The sequence below is a fragment of the Pusillimonas sp. genome, assembly GCF_029263785.1.
GTDB lineage: Bacteria > Pseudomonadota > Gammaproteobacteria > Burkholderiales > Burkholderiaceae_B > Pusillimonas.
Genome location: NZ_JAJUFE010000053.1, coordinates 1 through 16,185, shown reverse-complemented (window position 1 = coordinate 16,185; position 16,185 = coordinate 1). Strand labels below are relative to the sequence as shown.

15 protein-coding genes and 1 riboswitch are annotated in these 16,185 nt (G+C 56.9%); of the genes, 6 read left to right on the top strand and 9 right to left on the bottom strand.

The window, feature by feature from the left end; all coding sequences use genetic code 11:
- Positions 1–27: 27 nt before the first annotated feature.
- From cheA to Q1J88_RS10985, 6 genes are all read right to left on the bottom strand, one after another.
- Entirely contained in the window at positions 28–2,157 is a 2,130-nt protein-coding gene (gene cheA, locus Q1J88_RS11010) for a chemotaxis protein CheA (protein ID WP_301117737.1), read from the bottom strand.
- 95 nt (positions 2,158–2,252) lie between these two features.
- Positions 2,253–3,239, bottom strand: coding sequence for a flagellar motor protein MotB (motB, locus tag Q1J88_RS11005; protein ID WP_301117736.1), 987 nt, complete (start codon positions 3,237–3,239; stop codon positions 2,253–2,255).
- A gap of 12 nt (positions 3,240–3,251) precedes the next feature.
- A complete protein-coding gene (gene motA / locus Q1J88_RS11000) occupies positions 3,252–4,127 on the bottom strand; it encodes a flagellar motor stator protein MotA (protein WP_301117735.1) in 876 nt (291 codons plus the stop codon).
- Positions 4,128–4,324: 197 nt separating this feature from the next.
- Positions 4,325–4,909, bottom strand: a complete 585-nt coding sequence (flhC, locus tag Q1J88_RS10995; RefSeq protein ID WP_301117734.1) for a flagellar transcriptional regulator FlhC — start codon at positions 4,907–4,909, stop codon at positions 4,325–4,327.
- Positions 4,910–4,922: 13 nt separating this feature from the next.
- Positions 4,923–5,255 (bottom strand): flagellar transcriptional regulator FlhD, encoded by a 333-nt coding sequence (gene flhD / locus Q1J88_RS10990; protein WP_301117739.1) that lies wholly within the window; start codon positions 5,253–5,255, stop codon positions 4,923–4,925.
- 601 nt (positions 5,256–5,856) lie between these two features.
- Positions 5,857–7,527 (bottom strand): glycerol-3-phosphate dehydrogenase/oxidase, encoded by a 1,671-nt coding sequence (locus Q1J88_RS10985; RefSeq protein WP_301117733.1) that lies wholly within the window; start codon positions 7,525–7,527, stop codon positions 5,857–5,859.
- Positions 7,528–7,794: 267 nt separating this feature from the next.
- Here Q1J88_RS10985 and glpK point away from each other — a divergent pair, with 267 nt between their 5' ends.
- The 4 genes from glpK to Q1J88_RS10965 all read left to right on the top strand — a co-directional run bounded on the left by glpK (position 7,795) and on the right by Q1J88_RS10965 (position 11,360).
- On the top strand, positions 7,795–9,303 hold the full coding sequence (gene glpK, locus Q1J88_RS10980) for a glycerol kinase GlpK (protein ID WP_301117731.1): 1,509 nt from the start codon (positions 7,795–7,797) through the stop codon (positions 9,301–9,303).
- Positions 9,304–9,361: 58 nt separating this feature from the next.
- Entirely contained in the window at positions 9,362–10,507 is a 1,146-nt protein-coding gene (locus Q1J88_RS10975; RefSeq protein ID WP_301117730.1) for a class I SAM-dependent methyltransferase, read from the top strand.
- A gap of 112 nt (positions 10,508–10,619) precedes the next feature.
- Positions 10,620–11,093, top strand: coding sequence for a TM2 domain-containing protein (locus Q1J88_RS10970; protein ID WP_301117729.1), 474 nt, complete (start codon positions 10,620–10,622; stop codon positions 11,091–11,093).
- 66 nt (positions 11,094–11,159) lie between these two features.
- Positions 11,160–11,360: a ribbon-helix-helix protein, CopG family gene (locus Q1J88_RS10965; RefSeq protein ID WP_301117728.1), complete on the top strand. Its 201-nt coding sequence runs from the start codon at positions 11,160–11,162 to the stop codon at positions 11,358–11,360.
- Here the strand turns inward: Q1J88_RS10965 and Q1J88_RS10960 are convergent.
- The gene (locus Q1J88_RS10960; protein WP_301117727.1) at positions 11,341–13,008 is read right to left on the bottom strand and encodes a SulP family inorganic anion transporter; all 1,668 of its coding nucleotides are present in this window, start codon (positions 13,006–13,008) and stop codon (positions 11,341–11,343) included. The genes Q1J88_RS10965 and Q1J88_RS10960 overlap by 20 nt on opposite strands.
- 197 nt (positions 13,009–13,205) lie before the next feature.
- On the opposite strand from Q1J88_RS10960, the gene panD reads away from it, so the two are divergent.
- Both panD and Q1J88_RS10950 read left to right on the top strand, forming a co-directional pair.
- Positions 13,206–13,619: an aspartate 1-decarboxylase gene (panD, locus tag Q1J88_RS10955; protein ID WP_301117726.1), complete on the top strand. Its 414-nt coding sequence runs from the start codon at positions 13,206–13,208 to the stop codon at positions 13,617–13,619.
- A gap of 36 nt (positions 13,620–13,655) precedes the next feature.
- Positions 13,656–13,750, top strand: a riboswitch (TPP riboswitch).
- A gap of 72 nt (positions 13,751–13,822) precedes the next feature.
- Positions 13,823–15,139: a cytosine permease gene (locus Q1J88_RS10950; protein ID WP_301117725.1), complete on the top strand. Its 1,317-nt coding sequence runs from the start codon at positions 13,823–13,825 to the stop codon at positions 15,137–15,139.
- Positions 15,140–15,255: 116 nt separating this feature from the next.
- On the opposite strand, the gene Q1J88_RS10945 is transcribed toward Q1J88_RS10950, so the two are convergent.
- Together Q1J88_RS10945 and Q1J88_RS10940 are read right to left on the bottom strand one after the other, a co-directional pair.
- Positions 15,256–15,819, bottom strand: coding sequence for a DUF924 family protein (locus Q1J88_RS10945; RefSeq protein WP_301117723.1), 564 nt, complete (start codon positions 15,817–15,819; stop codon positions 15,256–15,258).
- 225 nt (positions 15,820–16,044) lie between these two features.
- A complete protein-coding gene (locus Q1J88_RS10940; protein WP_301117738.1) occupies positions 16,045–16,170 on the bottom strand; it encodes an autotransporter outer membrane beta-barrel domain-containing protein in 126 nt (41 codons plus the stop codon).
- Between the last annotated feature and the right edge of the window lie 15 nt (positions 16,171–16,185).

Here is a 16,185-nt window from a genome sequence, read left to right as displayed (position 1 = left end):
GCCTGTTCGGAACTGGCATCCACTTTATTAAGCATGGTGTTTTTCTCCGGTGAAACTGGTGGCCGTCACGGCCGGTTTGTTACGGGTCATTCGCAACAGGGCGAAGACGTCGACAATAAGAGCCACACTGCCATCGCCCAAGATTGTTGCCGCTGATATGCCGGGGATCTTGCGATAGTTGGCCTCGAGGTTCTTGACTACAACCTGCTGCTGACCCACCAGATGATCCACCAACAGGGCAAAGCGCGATTCCTCGGCCTGTAGGATGACTGCAATGGAACGTGTGATCTCGGTCTGGGCACCCTGAACGTCGAACACCTCGTGCAAGGCGATCAAAGGCAGATATTCGCCACGGACGTGCAGCACGTTATCACCCTCGGAAATGCTGTGAAGCTGATCTTCGGTGGGCTGTATGGACTCTGAGACGTTGCTGAGCGGGAGGATAAAAATTTCATCGCCGACCTGGACTGTCATTCCGTCGAGAATGGCCAGGGTCAGGGGCAGGACAATACGCGTGGTGGTTCCCTGCCCCGCTCTGGAGGTGAGCTGAATGTGCCCGCCCATGCCTTGAATGTTGCGTCGCACGACGTCCATCCCGACACCGCGTCCCGATATGTCGGTGACCTTGTCGGCGGTAGAAAACCCGGGGGCAAAGATCAGCTGCCAAAGTTCTTCATCGGGCGTGTTCTCATTGACGGGAAAGCCTTGCTGAATGGCCTTGGCCAGAATTCGATCCCGGTTCAGGCCGGCGCCGTCGTCGCTTACCTCGATGATGATCTGACCTCCGCTGTGCTGAGCGGAAAGCGTCAGGTGACCTTCGGGGTCTTTGCCGGCGGCAATGCGTTTGTCGGGAGTTTCGATTCCGTGATCCAGACTGTTTCGCACCAGGTGAGTTAACGGATCGATGATGCGTTCGATCAGACTCTTGTCCAGCTCGGTGGCCTGACCCTTGGTCGTCAGCTTGATTTGCTTGCCCAGTCGCGAGGCGCTTTCGCGTACCACACGGGGGAAACGGCTGAAGACGTAGTCCATCGGCATCATGCGAATGGACATGACCGATTCCTGCAGGTCGCGGGCATTGCGTTCGAGCTGCTCGATTCCGTTGAGCAGGCGATCGTGCTCGACCGGATCGAGTGTAGAGGCAGTCTGCACCAGCATGGCCTGCGTGATGACGAGCTCTCCAACCAGATTGATGATCTGGTCTACCTTTTCGACGCCGACCCGCAAGGTACCGCTTTCTTTGGTCGGCTTGCGGCCGGCGTCCGATTTGGCCGGGCGTGCCGGTTCTTTTGCAGCGGACCCGGAAGATGGACTGCCGGTTTCGGCAGACGCCGGTTGGCTTGCGGACTCGGATTCGGCTGCAGCCTGCTGCGCGCCATCTGATTCAACGGCCTCGGCGGCTGGTGAATGGTCGGCGGATTCGCCAACAGGCCCGGCTTCAACCTCGTTCTCTGAAACGATGCGGATCTGGTCCTGATTGACGATAAAGCAGCACACCGCCTCGAGATCGTCTGCGCTGCACGTCGTCTGGAGCCAGACCGATAAGGTGTCGGGCCCCTGCTCATGACGCAGAACCTCACCCAAAAGATGCATTTCGGCCAATAACGCTTCGGCATCCTTGGCCTGGATTCGCTCAAGATGCACGGCGAAGACACCTTCGCCGGCGCCGGACTGAGCCGCAGCCGGCGCCTGGCTGCTTTCGGCCGGCTGGGCGGGAGCCGGTGGCGACGCTGCCGGGGCAGCCGCTGCTTCACCCTTATGTTCGAGCGCCAGTTCGCGCAACTGGGCGCATATGCGCTCGTAGGCTTCCTGATCGGGTTCCTGGGAATCTCGGTAGGCGGCGACTTGTTCTGTTAACACGTCTTTGGTTTCCAGAAAGAGGTCTATCATGTCCTTGCGCAGGGCGAGTTCGCCCTGCCGGATGGCATCGAGCAGGTTTTCCAGCAAGTGAGTGGTTTCGGCCAATTGCCCGAAGCAGCCGAAGGTGCCTGCTCCGCCCTTGATCGAATGAGCCGCCCGAAAGATGGCGTTCAATTGGTCGGGATCAGGTTGATCGATATCGACATTGAGCAGGATCTGCTCCATGTCGGCCAACAACTCGTCGGCTTCGTCGAAAAATGTTTCGTAGAACTGGCTTAAATCGACACCCGCACTCATGTTCTTTCCTATGACGACGCCGCAGCCAATGCTGCGGCCCTATATAGAGCGCTGTTGAGCGAAACCACCGGCGGCCTCGCTGACCCTGAAGACGTTTACTGGACCGCCGGCGGGCCCTGCAGCGCAGGCGACCCCGTGCCGGATGGCTCTGTATCAGGATCCGGACCGAGGAGTGACGAGGTATCTTCTGCCACCGGGGCGGGCTCAAGTGCCTCGTAAAACCGAGGGTCGGAAGAACCCGCTTCGTTCTGGGCGTCGATGCGATCTTCGGCCTGCCGGTTCAATACAACAATGCTGATACGACGGTTAACGGCAGCGTTAGGATCATCTTTAATCAGACTGACAGACGAAGACAAACCCAATACCTGCTTGATCTTGCTTTCAAGCATCCCGCCGGCGATCAGTTCCTGGCGCGCCGCGTTGGCCCGGTCAGCAGAAAGCTCCCAGTTACTGTAGAGCCTTTCACCCGAGGCATATTGAAGGGCATCTGTGTGACCCGAAATGGTTATTGAATTGGGCAACTGATTGAGCACCGGGCCCAACTCACGCAAAACGTCCCGCATATAGGGTTGAACCTGAGCCCGGCCAGTGGCGAACATGGGCCTGTTCTGACGATCGACAATCTGGATCCGCAAACCATCAGGCGTCATGTCAAGCAGAAGCTGCGGACGAAACTCCTGCAATACCGGATTGGTATCGATAAGGGCCTCGAGATCTGTCTTGAGATCCTCGAGCCTTTGCGTGTCCCGTCGCAGTTCTTCGCCACGGGAAGCGTCTATTGGCGGTTGCGTCACCGGATGCTTGCTGGGTATTGGACTGGGCGAAGCGCCCGGGATGACGCTGCTGCTGGTATCGAGATTCGGACCGCCGGTAATCGCAGTCATGAGCGGCATCCGAAAATATTCTGCAATGCCGGTAAGGTCGTCCCGGGGGATCAGCGACAGAATCCACATGATCAGGAAGAACGACATCATCGCCGTCATGTAGTCTGCGTAAGCAATCTTCCAGGCACCTCCGTGATGTGGAGGCGCCGGACTGCGCTTGCGCCTGATGACGATACGATCTGTTGCGGAAGGCTTCATGGACCAGACTCGTTACGCGGCCTTCTTGACCGGAGACTTCACCTGGCGGACGTGGTCCTCGAGCTCGGCAAACGAAGGCCGGATCATGGCATACAGCACCTTGCGTCCGAACTCTACGGCAAGTTGTGGCGGATAACCGTTCATGCTGGCCAGCAATGTGACCTTGATGCACTCAAGCACCTTGACCGACGCCACGGTACGACGCTCGATGGATTGCGCCATCGGCGAAACAAAGCCATAGGCCAGCAGTATGCCCAAGAACGTACCTACCATTGCCTTGGAAATGAGGTCTGCCAGAATTGCAGGCGGCTGATCGACCGAAGCCAGCGCCTTGATCACACCCAGCACTGCTGCAACGATACCGAATGCAGGCAACGCATCAGCTACCGAAGCCAGTGCGCGCGCAGGAATATTCCGTTCGGTTTCGTGCGCTTCGATCTCTTGATCCATCAAGGTCTCGATCTCGTAGGGGCTCATGTTGCCGCTGATCATCAGACGCAGATAATCGGTAATGAACTCGAGCAGATGGGGGTCGGCGACGATACGCGGATATTGCGAAAAGATGGGGCTTTTCTGGGGTTCTTCGATGTCGGACTCAATTGACATCAATCCGTCACGACGTGCCTTGTTGAGCAACACGTACAACAAGGCCATGAGCTCCATGTACAGATCTTTGTTGTAGGGGGTGCGCTTGAAGGTGCCTGGAATGGCTTTCAGCAACAACCCTACCGACTTTCCGCTATTGGACGAAATGTAGGCACCCAATGCGGCTCCCCCAATGAGGACAAATTCGAAAGGCTGATATAAAGCCCCCATATGTCCGCCAAGCGCAACAAAACTGCCAAAGACAGACACTATGACGATGACAAAGCCCAGAGCAATCAACACGAGCGTATCCTCGATAAACAATTAGGGCCATATGATCGCCTCAAACAAGGCAAACAAAAGCCTCCGTCAACAGGGTTTTTCAGAGCTAGATCAACGTTCTGAGCTGCAATGACGGCCAGCAACCGGGCGAGCAGGCACGCGCCGGCAGAGCCAGGCCGGAGTGTCGAACCCGGCCTGTTTTGCAAGATGGCAACAATTCAGACGGCGCGCGCGGTGCGACTGCGCGTTTTTCCGGCGCGTGGCGGCGGACGGCAGATGGCACAGACGAAGTCGTGCTGTGGGTCGTGGGCGTGAGCGATAAACCCGCCGGTGCATCGGGTGCAGTTCGAGAGTTGCACCATTCCGCTTTCAAAAAAACGGATCAGCATCCAGGCACGGGTAAAACTCAGGACGGGTTCGTCGTCGGCATTTGCCGCACGCCCTACTGATGACTGTTCAAGATAGAGCCGATACGCCTCGATCAGGGCACGCGTCTTTTTTGCGGGCGTGTAAGTGTCGAGATAACGATAGATCCCGTAGAACACGCTTGAATGGATGTTGGGCAGCCAGGTCATGAACCAGTCGACCGAAAACGGCAACATGCCCTTGGGAGGCGAACAACCCTTGATTTCCCGGTACAGCCGGGAAAGGCGATCGTAGCTTAGAGAAGTTTCGGCCTGCAACACCTGAAGACGGGCGCCCAGGCGAATCATGTCGCTGGCCAGCAGAATTTCTTCGCCTTCTTTGGCAACACTTTTTCCAGCGCTTCTTGCAGCACCTTGAGTTTGGCTTTTAACGGTCATTGGAAACTCTGACCTAAGCCATGGATTCGACAATTGTCTCGGGATCGCGCTGCGACAGCAAGATGGTGGAATGCGCCTGTTGCAAGGCCCCGCCCAATACATCCTGGCTCAGGGCACTTAACAGAGCGTAGTCGTCAAGGCGAAATCCGCAAATCAGCGAGCCGGAATTTGCGAGCTTGACGATTTGTGCGGGCGAGAGCTGCAGCACGGTGATGGCTACATCTTCGCATAAGCCCAGTCGGAACATTCCTGCCGCAAAGTTTTCGCGCAAAAGACGTTGCGCGAGCATGAGATAGGTGAGATTGACTTCTTGAATGTCGTTTAACACTGAAGTGCTCTCGGACAGGGGCAGATTGTCACTGCTGGACACGTTGAACTCCTTGAAAGTGCAGGAAAACCAAATGTAACTACTCGTGCCTTATAAATACTGCACTTTCGTAAACAACTTAAATAAGGTAACTACCGATTATTAAAATGTCGCGTCAGAATTGAGCAGTTACATTGATGTTAATCGTCGTTACTACTGAACTACCAGAATAAGAAACCCTCCTAAACTGTTACAAAAACTTAATCAAATGAGATTGTCAGTAGCAAAATATGGATGAAGGATACATCTTCGGTGTACTTGCAGCTTTGACAAATATCAATGCGGCAAAAAACCCACAAAGTTTAGCCCTGGAATGATCATTTTTTAAAAACAAACCTTATTGAATGTTTCTGCTTGTTTTATAAACGTCACTTTCGTATCAATATTAGCGTAATTGATCGGGCCTTCAATAAGAAAAAATTAAGTATTTACCCGAGTCTTTGCTGCAAGATACAAGCTATTGATGCTAAATGTATTCAAATGTCAAAATACACCGGGCAATTATTACAAGAATGTAACTTGACCCATATTGGAGCAATTAGGTCCACCAGAGAGCGAGCGTGCGCCATTATCGTGCAAATTAGGCGCCTGAAGCGCCGTCAATGACATATTGATCAGCCAGTTCCAGAAACTCGGATAGCCGAGGCGAGGCCAGGGTTGCCGTCTGCAATATGCGCGCCACCAGCGGCGCCGTCCGAATGGCAAGAGCCGCATCCAGAAACAACACTCGCGAGCGGCGGGCAAGGATATCTTCCACTGTGCGCGCAAATTCAAAGTCAGCGGCAAAGATAATGTTCGTCGCAGACAATCCCGCTTCAACCAGCAACTTCCTTTCGTCGGTCGTCAGCCACATGTCATCGTCAAACCTGCAATCCGTTGTTGTAGAACTCAGCTTGTGACCTTGGGGCGGCGGAGACACGACAGCTTGTGCCGGTACGGGACCTTTGGGTGACAAGGCAGCCTCAATAGGGAAATCCAGAGTTCTGCTCGTTTGGTTTGTTCGTAACAGGCCTCGGCGCACACAAATATCGACAACATCTTGCGCCATGGCCCGGTAGGTCGTCCATTTGCCTCCCGCAACAGAAACCAGACCCGAGCGACTGACTTCGACGAAGTGCTCGCGGCTGACATCGCGTGTGGCCGAGGAACTGGCTTTGTGTCCCTGCATGGCAGAGGGGTTCACCAAGGGGCGCAACCCTGCCCAGGCGCTACGAACATCACGAAGCTGCGGCGGTGTCCGCAAATAACCCTTCACCTCGTCGAGGATATAGCGGATCTCTGCCATATCAGGACGGGGTTCAGGGTCGAGAGACGCTGTTTCGACGTCTGTGGTGCCGAGCAGCACCTTTCCCAACCACGGCACGACGAAAAGGACCCTTCCGTCCGAGGTTCGCGGAACGAGCAGTGCATGCTCAGACGGAAAAAAACGCCGGTCGACAACCAGGTGGGTACCCCGACTTGCCCTGATCAGCCTGGATTCAGGCAAATTCAGCGATTTCGCATCGATCCTGCGCAATGTGTCGACCCACACTCCGGCAGCATTGACTACACACAGTGCCCGGACAGTGAACTCATCTCCGGTTTCAGCATCCCTTGTTAGTACCCCGGAAATTTTTCCGTGGCAATAGACCAGATCTCTGACGGAACAATAATTGGCCATCGCAGCCCCACGGGCAGCGGCCGCGCGCGCAAGCACGATGGCCAGCCGAGCATCGTCAAACTGAGCGTCCCAATACTGGACACCGCCCTTCAGACCATCGGCGCGCACGCCGGGCAGACGCTGCCGGACCTGTCCACGACTCAAAACCCTTGTATGACCGAGTCCGTCATGTCCAGCCAGCAGATCATAGATAGCGAGCCCGGCGCCATAGAAAGGAATTTCCCAGGAGCGATAGGCCGGCATGACAAAGGGAAGAGGCTTTACCAGACCCGGCGCATTGCGAAGCAAGGCAGTGCGCTCACGCAAAGACTCTCGAACCAGACCGAGCCTGCCCTGCGCCAGATAGCGAACACCTCCGTGCACGAGCTTGGTCGCCCGGGAGGACGTTCCCTTGGCAAAATCATGGGAATCGAGCACAGCCACGGAAAGGCCACGTAACGAAGCATCCAGCGCAATGCCCAGTCCCGTTGCGCCCCCGCCCACCACGATAAGGTCAAACTCCTCGTGCTTGAGGCGTGCCAACGTCGTGGTGCGCTGCGCGGAGGCAGATGTCAATGAGGCGGGCGGTAATGAGGACTCATCTTCAGACACGGCTGTCCCATTCAAAGGTACGCTCAAACAAGGGTACGCTCGAGCAAAGGTACGCTCAAACAAAGGTACGTTTGAGCTTGGGTACGTTCGAGCTTGGGTACATTCCAACATAGGTACGCCGGGGCCCCCGTCTGCTGGAACAAAGGCCTGTCGGGCCCACCGTGGTTCTGGCGTTACAGTGCCCGACGGGTTACGCTTGAGCCAGCTCGACGATACACAATAACGAATGAACCGCCTTTACAACGCACACTACCACTAAGCCACGCCATGCCATATCTACTCGCACTGGATCAAGGCACCTCCAGTTCGCGCGGCATCGTCTTCGACGTCGAAGGCCGCATCGTCGCCAGCGCCCAGCATGAAACCCGGCAGATATTTCCCCAAGCAGGCTGGGTCGAACACGACCCGATCGACATCTGGAAAACGCAGATCAGCACCGCGCGCGAAGCAATCGGGAAGTCGGGAATCGGACTCGACGACATTTCCGCCCTGGGCATAACCAACCAGCGCGAGACGACTATGTTGTGGCGTCGCGATACTGGCGAGCCACTGGGTAACGCCATCGTCTGGCAAGATCGTCGCACCGAACCGCTCTGTGCCCGTTTGCGCGACCAAGGCCTCGAGACCATGATTCTTGAAAAGACCGGCCTGCGCATCGATGCCTATTTCTCCGCAACCAAGCTTCAATGGATGTTGGAACATATTCCCGATGCGCGCAAGCTGGCAAATGCCGGATTACTTGCGTTCGGCACCATTGATAGCTGGCTGATCTGGCAACTGACAGGTGGAAAAGTACACGCCACCGACATCACAAACGCATCGCGGACGATGCTTTTCAATGTTCATGCAGGTCAGTGGGATGCCGAGCTTATCCGGGCACTGGAAATTCCGGAATCGCTGCTGCCCGATGTCCTGCCTTCTTGCGGAAATTTCGGTGCCACTGACCCGGCCCTTCTGGGACGCTCGATTCCAATTTGCGGAGTGGCCGGCGACCAACAGGCCGCGCTGTTCGGCCAGGCATGTTTCAACGAAGGCATGGCCAAGAATACCTATGGCACCGGGTGCTTTGCCCTGATGAACACCGGTGACCGCTTTCAAATTTCGCTAAACGGCCTGATCACCACACCTGTGGCCCAATCGGGCCAAGTGCGCCGCTACGCCCTTGAAGGCAGTGTCTTTGTCGGCGGTGCCGTGGTGCAATGGCTGCGCGACGGCCTGCATGCCATCGACAGCAGTCCTCAAATCGAGGCTCTGGCACATAGCGTTCCTGATTCTGGCGGAGTGGTACTGGTTCCGGCCTTTACCGGCCTGGGGGCCCCCTACTGGCAACCTGACGCCCGCGGCACCATTACGGGCCTGACTCGTGGCACGACCATGGCGCATATTGCACGCGCTGCGCTCGAAAGCATCGCATTTCAAAGCACGGCGTTGCTGCAGGCCATGGAGCGCGACGCTGCCCAGGCCGGCGCTTCTGTGCTTACTGAAGTACGAGTCGATGGCGGAGCCAGCGCCAATGATCTTCTCATGCAATTTCAGGCCGACCTTCTGGGCATGCCGGTGGTGCGTCCCGCAGTCATCGAGACAACCGCACTGGGTGCGGCATTCCTGGCCGGACTGGCCTGCGGAATCTATAAAGACCTTGATGCTCTTGCCAGCCTCTGGCAGGCCGACAAAACCTTTCTGCCCCAACTTGATCGACGCGAGGCCACAGAGCGAATGCAGCGTTGGGAGCACGCGGTCAGTCAGGCCTGCCTCCCCGCCCCGGACAGATCCTGAGCTAAATTTCTCGCCTTCTCATACAATCACGCCTGGTTCAACACAGCCGCAGTAGTTAATGCAAACTGAGCATACCGACGCCCTTCCACGTCACGTCTCGTGGATTGAGAACGACACTTCGCAGACTGCTCTTTGGCTTACAGAGCTCGCGGGCAAGCTACCCCGCCGCATCGTTGTTGTAGATGACACGCTTACCGCGGACGATGCCTTTCAGCTGGCCAACCAGGGAACTCACATGTTGTGGCGAGGCGATTATCACAATGCCCGCCAGCTTCTGGATGCCCTGGCGCGTCGGGTCGACAAGAAGAAACGCAGCAAGGCGTCGCTTTCTCCTCAGCAGGCTTTCAATCATCACCGGCTTGCGCAGTCTCGACGTGCGCGACTCCTGGGCTCATTGCTTCTGCCGCTGAATGGCAATGGACAGATTCCGCTTCGCCGTGCACCCGATGTGGCCGCAGCCTGCAAGTCAGTACTGGGAACGCTTGGGGAACCGGCTTTGCTGCCATTACGGGTACTGCAGGGGATCTTGGGTGCTGCGGAATGGCGTCGCAAAGGTATTGTCATCCCTGCTCTGGAGCAAAGCCTGCACGTACACTGGGGTGTGTTTTCACCAATACGCGGTGAATACATTGACCTCGTAGCCAACGCTCCCCTGCCTGAAACCGACACCGCGTTTGACATCGGCACTGGCAGCGGAGTGCTTGCCGCGGTGCTGGCACGCCGGGGAATCCGGCATGTGGTCGCCACGGATATCGACGACAGGGCCTTGGCCTGCGCCCAAGAAAACATCGAGCGCCTGGGCCTGAGCGCGCAAGTACGGCTTGAACGCACCGACCTGTTTCCCGACGGCCAAGCCGGACTCATAGTTTGTAATCCGCCCTGGCTACCCGCCCGACCCACCTCAGCCATTGAAAGCGCCATCTACGATCCCGACAGCAGCATGCTGGCGGGATTTCTGGCGGGACTGGCAGACCATCTGGCTCCCGACGGAGAAGGCTGGCTGATTCTGTCGGACCTGGCCGAGCTCCTGGGCTTGCGGGAACGCAGCTTCCTGGCCAAGGCCATCGAAGCAGGAGGCCTGAAAGTGCTGGGCAGGCTGGATGCCCGTCCCAAGCATCCCAAGGCATTCGATGTTACCGATCCCCTTCATGAAGCCCGGGTAGCCGAAGTAACTACATTGTGGCGTTTGGGCCGACTGAAGTAGCAAGGCTGGAAAGCCCGAGACGGAAGCAGGCAAACGTTTCGATACGCGTGCTCAACGTCCTTACAGGCGCATCCACGTATACTGGAAACCCATCAATACCCTGCATCCTGCCATGCTGAAAAAAATCGCTCTGGCCATCGCCGTCTTTCTGATCATCCTTGTGGCGCTTACGTTCGGCGAGAACATTGTGCATCAGGCGCTGGCGTGGTTCACCCACCTTACAGGCATCGTGTTTCACAACTTCAGCGACCTGTACTACGCCGTGCACGATTACGTCGTACGTCATAGCACCAAAGTGATCATCGCGCTTGTCCTGACCTTACCGATCAGCTATTGGATAATCAGGAACCAGCAAGGCGAATTCGGCCGCCGTTATAGCACGCGCAAGATCGCTATCGTGCTGGCAATATTTTTGGGCTGGCTGGGCGCGCATCGCTTTTACCTCGGACAAATCGGGTGGGGAATTGTTTACCTGATCATCCTGTATGTGTTTGCACCGCTGGTGGTTGCATTAAGCCTGATTGACGCGGCCCGCTACCTGTTCATGACAGACGAAGACTTTACCGTGCCGTCGGTACGACCCTAAGCAGCGTAGTCCCGATATTACGCACATTCCATTATAATGGAATGCACATTATCGCCCTTTGCTGTCATGGAAAACAAGACCGCCCGCCTTACCGTCCTGATCGATCCACGCAAGAAAAAAGCGTTCGACCAGCTTTGCGCCAGCCAAGACCTGACTCCATCGCAAGTGGTACGTCAACTTATTCGAGACTACCTGGCACAGCACGACGTCAACTATAACCCGCAAGGGACGGTCAGCAATCCAAAGCTCAAGCGTCCCGAACAGTAAGAGCCAGCAACTTTCGTAATGCCTGGGCCAACGGAGCGCCCGGGTTACGGCTGCCAAGTTTCCTGGTCAGGCCCATGCGATGCAACTTGCTTCTGATCCGGTCATTGGCTTCAGTCAGAACCACTTTGCCCCCCTTCGCGCGCCGCGCATCGACCAAATCTTCCAGGGCGCGCAGGCCTGTTGCGTCAATAAACGGAACCTGGCCCAGACGTATGACAAGCACAGCCGGTTTCTCGCCGACATCGGTCAGCACACGCTCAAAGACTTCGATCGCCGCATAAAACAGCGGTCCGTCCATGCGATAGACAATGATCTCGTCGGGCAACCTGGACAAGCCAAATTCCTGCAGCACGGGTGCCAGTTCCTGTTCCAGCGAGTCGCCGTTCTGCCGATGCGCCGCCACGCTGCCGGCCATCCGGCGCATGAAGTGCAACATGGCCAGTACGACGCCAATATTGACGGCGACCACCAGGTCGGCGAAGACCGTAAGACAGAAAGTTACGAGCAAGATCACCACATCGGCCCGGGGCGCGCTCTTGACCATGCGAATGAAGTGTTTTGCCTCGCTCATGTTCCAGGCCACCACAAACAGGATGGCGGCCAGGGCAGCCAAGGGCACATTGGCCGCATATGGCGCCAGGGCAAGAATGATCAGGACCAGGGTTACGCAGTGGGCAATGCCCGCAATCGGGCTGTTGCCACCATTTCGGATATTGGTGGCTGTGCGTGCAATGGCACCTGTGGCGGCAATGCCGCCAAACAGGGGTGCCGCCATGTTCGCAATACCCTGCCCGACCAGTTCCTGATTGGAATTATGCCGCGTACCCGCCATACCATCGGCGACCACGGCCGACAACAGTGACTCGATGGCGCCCAGCATGGCGATTGCAAAGGCCGGCCCGATAAGTTCGACAACACGGTCAAGAGTCACCGGCAACCATTCAAATTTGGGTAACTGTCGGGGAATCTCGCCGAAAGTGGAACCAATGGTAGCGACCCCATCGAAGCCGAACATGGACTGCAGCACCGTTGCCGCCACCAATGCAACCAAAGGCCCCGGCACACGTTTCATGCCGGGCAAACGTGCCGAGTAAAGCACCAGCAGCAACGAAAACACCGCCATCAGCGTTGTGGCCACATGCAACGTGGGAAAGGCCTGAATCAGTGCCCAAAGCTTCTGGTGAAAGTGTCCCGACGAATCGACGTCAAGACCGAAAAAATCCTTCCATTGGCCTACCCAGATGATGACCCCGATACCACTGGTAAAGCCAATGATCACGGGACGGGGAATGAACTTGATGACACCGCCCAGCCGCGAAATTCCGAACAGCAGAAGGATGATGCCGGCCATGAGTGTGGCGATCTGAAGGCCTTGCACACCGTGCTGCGCCACGATCCCCGACAAAATGACAATAAAAGCGCCGGTTGGCCCGGCAATCTGAACACGACTTCCACCCAACACCGATACCGCCAGACCTGCGATGATGGCGGTATACAGCCCCTGTTCCGGCTTGACCCCCGAGGCGATGGCGAAGGCCATAGCCAGCGGCAATGCGACCACGCCGACAATAACCCCGGCCACGATGTTCGTGTACCAGTTCCTGGAGGCCAGCAAACCGGCTCGTTTAGCTTCCCAAAGAGCAATCATGTTAATCCGTAGCGTTTCAGGTATGTGTCCTTGATTATAATATGATGCACATATTACGCAGGGGTTCCCTGCACCTCCTGCGACGAAATTTTTCGTGCTGGTCCTCTGAATGTGGCGGCGCTTCTTCACCCGCCACATCAACGGCAATCGCAAAAATAACTACAATAGCGATTGCATCATTTCAACCAGAGAACAACGTGAGAAAAGTCGTACGCGGCAAGCTCCATGGCATCCGGGTCACCGGTGCCGACCTCGATTACCATGGTTCCATTACGCTTGATCCCGATCATTGCGAGGCAGCGGGCATATTGCCCATGGAGTTCGTCGATATCTGGAACAAGGCGTCCGGCGCCCGCATCAGCACCTACGTCATTTATGGCGAACGCGGGTCTCGCTGCTGCATTCTCAATGGGGCTGCGGCTCGCACCTGCCAGCGCGGCGACGAAGTCATCATTTGCAACTCGGTATATGTCTCTGAGCACGAACTTGAAGAGATAAAGCCGGTTGTCCTCACTTTTCATGATGACAACCGCATACACGAACGCCTGGGCTACGAAGTAAGCCGCGACGACCAGGGCCGGTTGGCCTTCAATATCATCAAGTTTGAATAAGCTGCCAATATCTGTACAATTGGCGTCGCTTATCCAAGCAATCGCTAGGGGTGTCGCGCATTTGCGCGGCTGAGATAGTCCCTTTGAACCTGTGAGATCATCCTCGCGCAGGAAAGCGACCAAGCAGATGCACACCCAGGGGCCGCCATGCGTCCCTTTCTTGTCACTGCCTGCCGCTCCTGCATCTTGAGACGGCAACGACAATGACAAGTCCTTCTTCTTCCTCCTCCTCTCCCGCCAACCACGCACTGACACCCGTGTCGGCAAACGAACGTGTATTCGGCTGGCACGAACATGCATCGCTATGGTTCAGCCTGGGCGTCGGCCTGCTGGTCATGCAGGTGGGCGCCTACCTGGTTCCCGCCACCGGCCTTCGCGAAGCTGTGGTGGCCATTGTCATGGGCTCCTTATTGGGTGCCGCTTTGCTGGCGTGGGTGGCGAAGCTGGGCTGCGACAGCGGCCTGTCGAGTGCCGGCCTGATGCACCGCAGCTATGGAAGTCTTTTTGCAAGGCTGCCCGTCTTCCTGAATATCGTCCAGTTGCTGGGCTGGACCACCTTTGAACTGGTCATCATGCGTGAAGGCACTGCAGCGATATCTCGCGAAGCCTTCGGCCTTAACCTGAGCCCCGTCGCTGCCGTCGTACTGCCCACCCTGCTTTGGGGAGGCGTGCTGCTTGCGTTGCTCTCCGGCACGATGATCGGTCTGGTCCGCCGCTTTGTCGCACGATTCGGTTTGCCACTGGTCGTGTTGTCGCTGATCTGGCTCACCTGGCAGTTTTCCGGAAAGCTGCAAGCCGGGGGTTTGGCCGAACTCTGGAGCCGTCCTGGTGACGGAAGCATGGGCATGTTCTCGGCACTGGACCTGGTCATTGCCATGCCCGTTTCCTGGTTACCCCTGGTGGCCGATTACGCCCGACATGGCCGCAGTGGCCGGGGCGCGCTGGGCGGAGTCTGGCTTGGCTATGCTATTGCCAACATCTGGTGTTATGGACTGGGCGTCATGATCATCAGCGCAGTGGGACCGGGCACGGGCCTTGTCAGCGCGCTTCTGCTGGCGCAAGGGGGGCTGATTGCACTGGGCCTGATCATGATCGACGAACTGGACAACGCCTACGGCGATATTTACTCGGGTTCGGTATCCGCCCACAGTCTCAAGCCCAAGTGGAGCATCCGTCGCTGGGGCATTACGCTTGCGGTGTTGAGCATCGCCTTCGCGATGGTGTTGCCCATGCATAGTCTGGAGCCGTTCTTGCTGACGCTCAGCTCGGTCTTCGTGCCCTTGTATGGCGTAATTCTGGGCCGACTGGCTTTTGGCGGAAATACGCAGCCAAGCACCCGCAAGATTGACCCCGTCTGCGCAAGCCTCTGGCTGCTGGGTATTGCCTTCTACCATGCGCTGGCCCAATGGGCGCCGGGCTATGGCTCGGCGCTGCCCACGCTAGCTCTCACGTTCGTACTATCGCTGCTGCTGCGTCGGCCGGGTCGACGTACCGAGGGTCAGGTCGAACTCCAGGCGTAAACAAAAGCGACCTGGAACAGGCGGCCGGGCGGCAGGCTAAAGACAGCTAAGCCCGCAGGCTGAAGACGGCTATGCCGACAAACTGAAGACGGCCAAGTCGGCAAACTGATGACGACTCAGCCGGCAAACCCCCCGGCATCCAGAAACGCCTGCTCCTGGGCTGTGGTTTCCCGCGCCAGGCTTGGGTTCCGATGGGGGAAGCGGCCAAAACGCTTGATGATGTCAAGATGGTCCACGCCGAATGACAGCGCTTCTGGAGCGTACTCCCGATACAGGCGCAAGGACAGTTCCTGATCTGCCTCGTTCTCTGAGTGCGTAAAGGGAAGAAACATGAAAAGGCGAAGAGGCGGATCGACCTGCTCGATGAAACCCGCCTCATAAGCTTTTCTTGCATAAAACCGTGCCAGGGGATCGGTAGCAAACATATGCGCCGTCCCGCGAAACGCGTTGCGCGGAAACTGATCGAGCAGAATCATCAGCGCCAACGCCGAGTAAGGCTCTTCGCTCCACTCTTCAAATTCGCGTCGTGCGGCACGCAAATGCAAGCCCATGAAGCGAGAACGAAACTCCTCATCAAAGGCGTCATCCTTCTTGAACCACTTGTCGGGACCCGCTTCGACCCAGAACTCGACAACCTGATTTGCTGACGTGGGCATTGCATCGGCGTTTTCGGTACTCATATATAGCTCCTGACTAAACGGATGAAACCTCAGCATAGCAGCAGCCGACGCAACTCGATTCGTGCCATGGAGGTTCGATTCCTTGACCAGCCGGTCGTGAGCGTGACCAGCCGATCGTGAGCGGCTTGCACCGCCGATAAAAAGGCCTGCAAGCTTTCGCCTGCAGGCCAGCAACGCTTCAGTGCTCATGCGTGGCCAGGCAAACTGCCTGACCTCGCATACTATTTAGAAGCGGGTACGCAAGAACAGCTGACCGCTGTGGTCGGTGTTGTCGTTGCCGAACTGACCGCTGTAGCCCAAGCCCATGGCGGTATTGCGGCCGACCGACATTTCAACCCCCAGATCGACCACCGCGGCGTTCTTGGC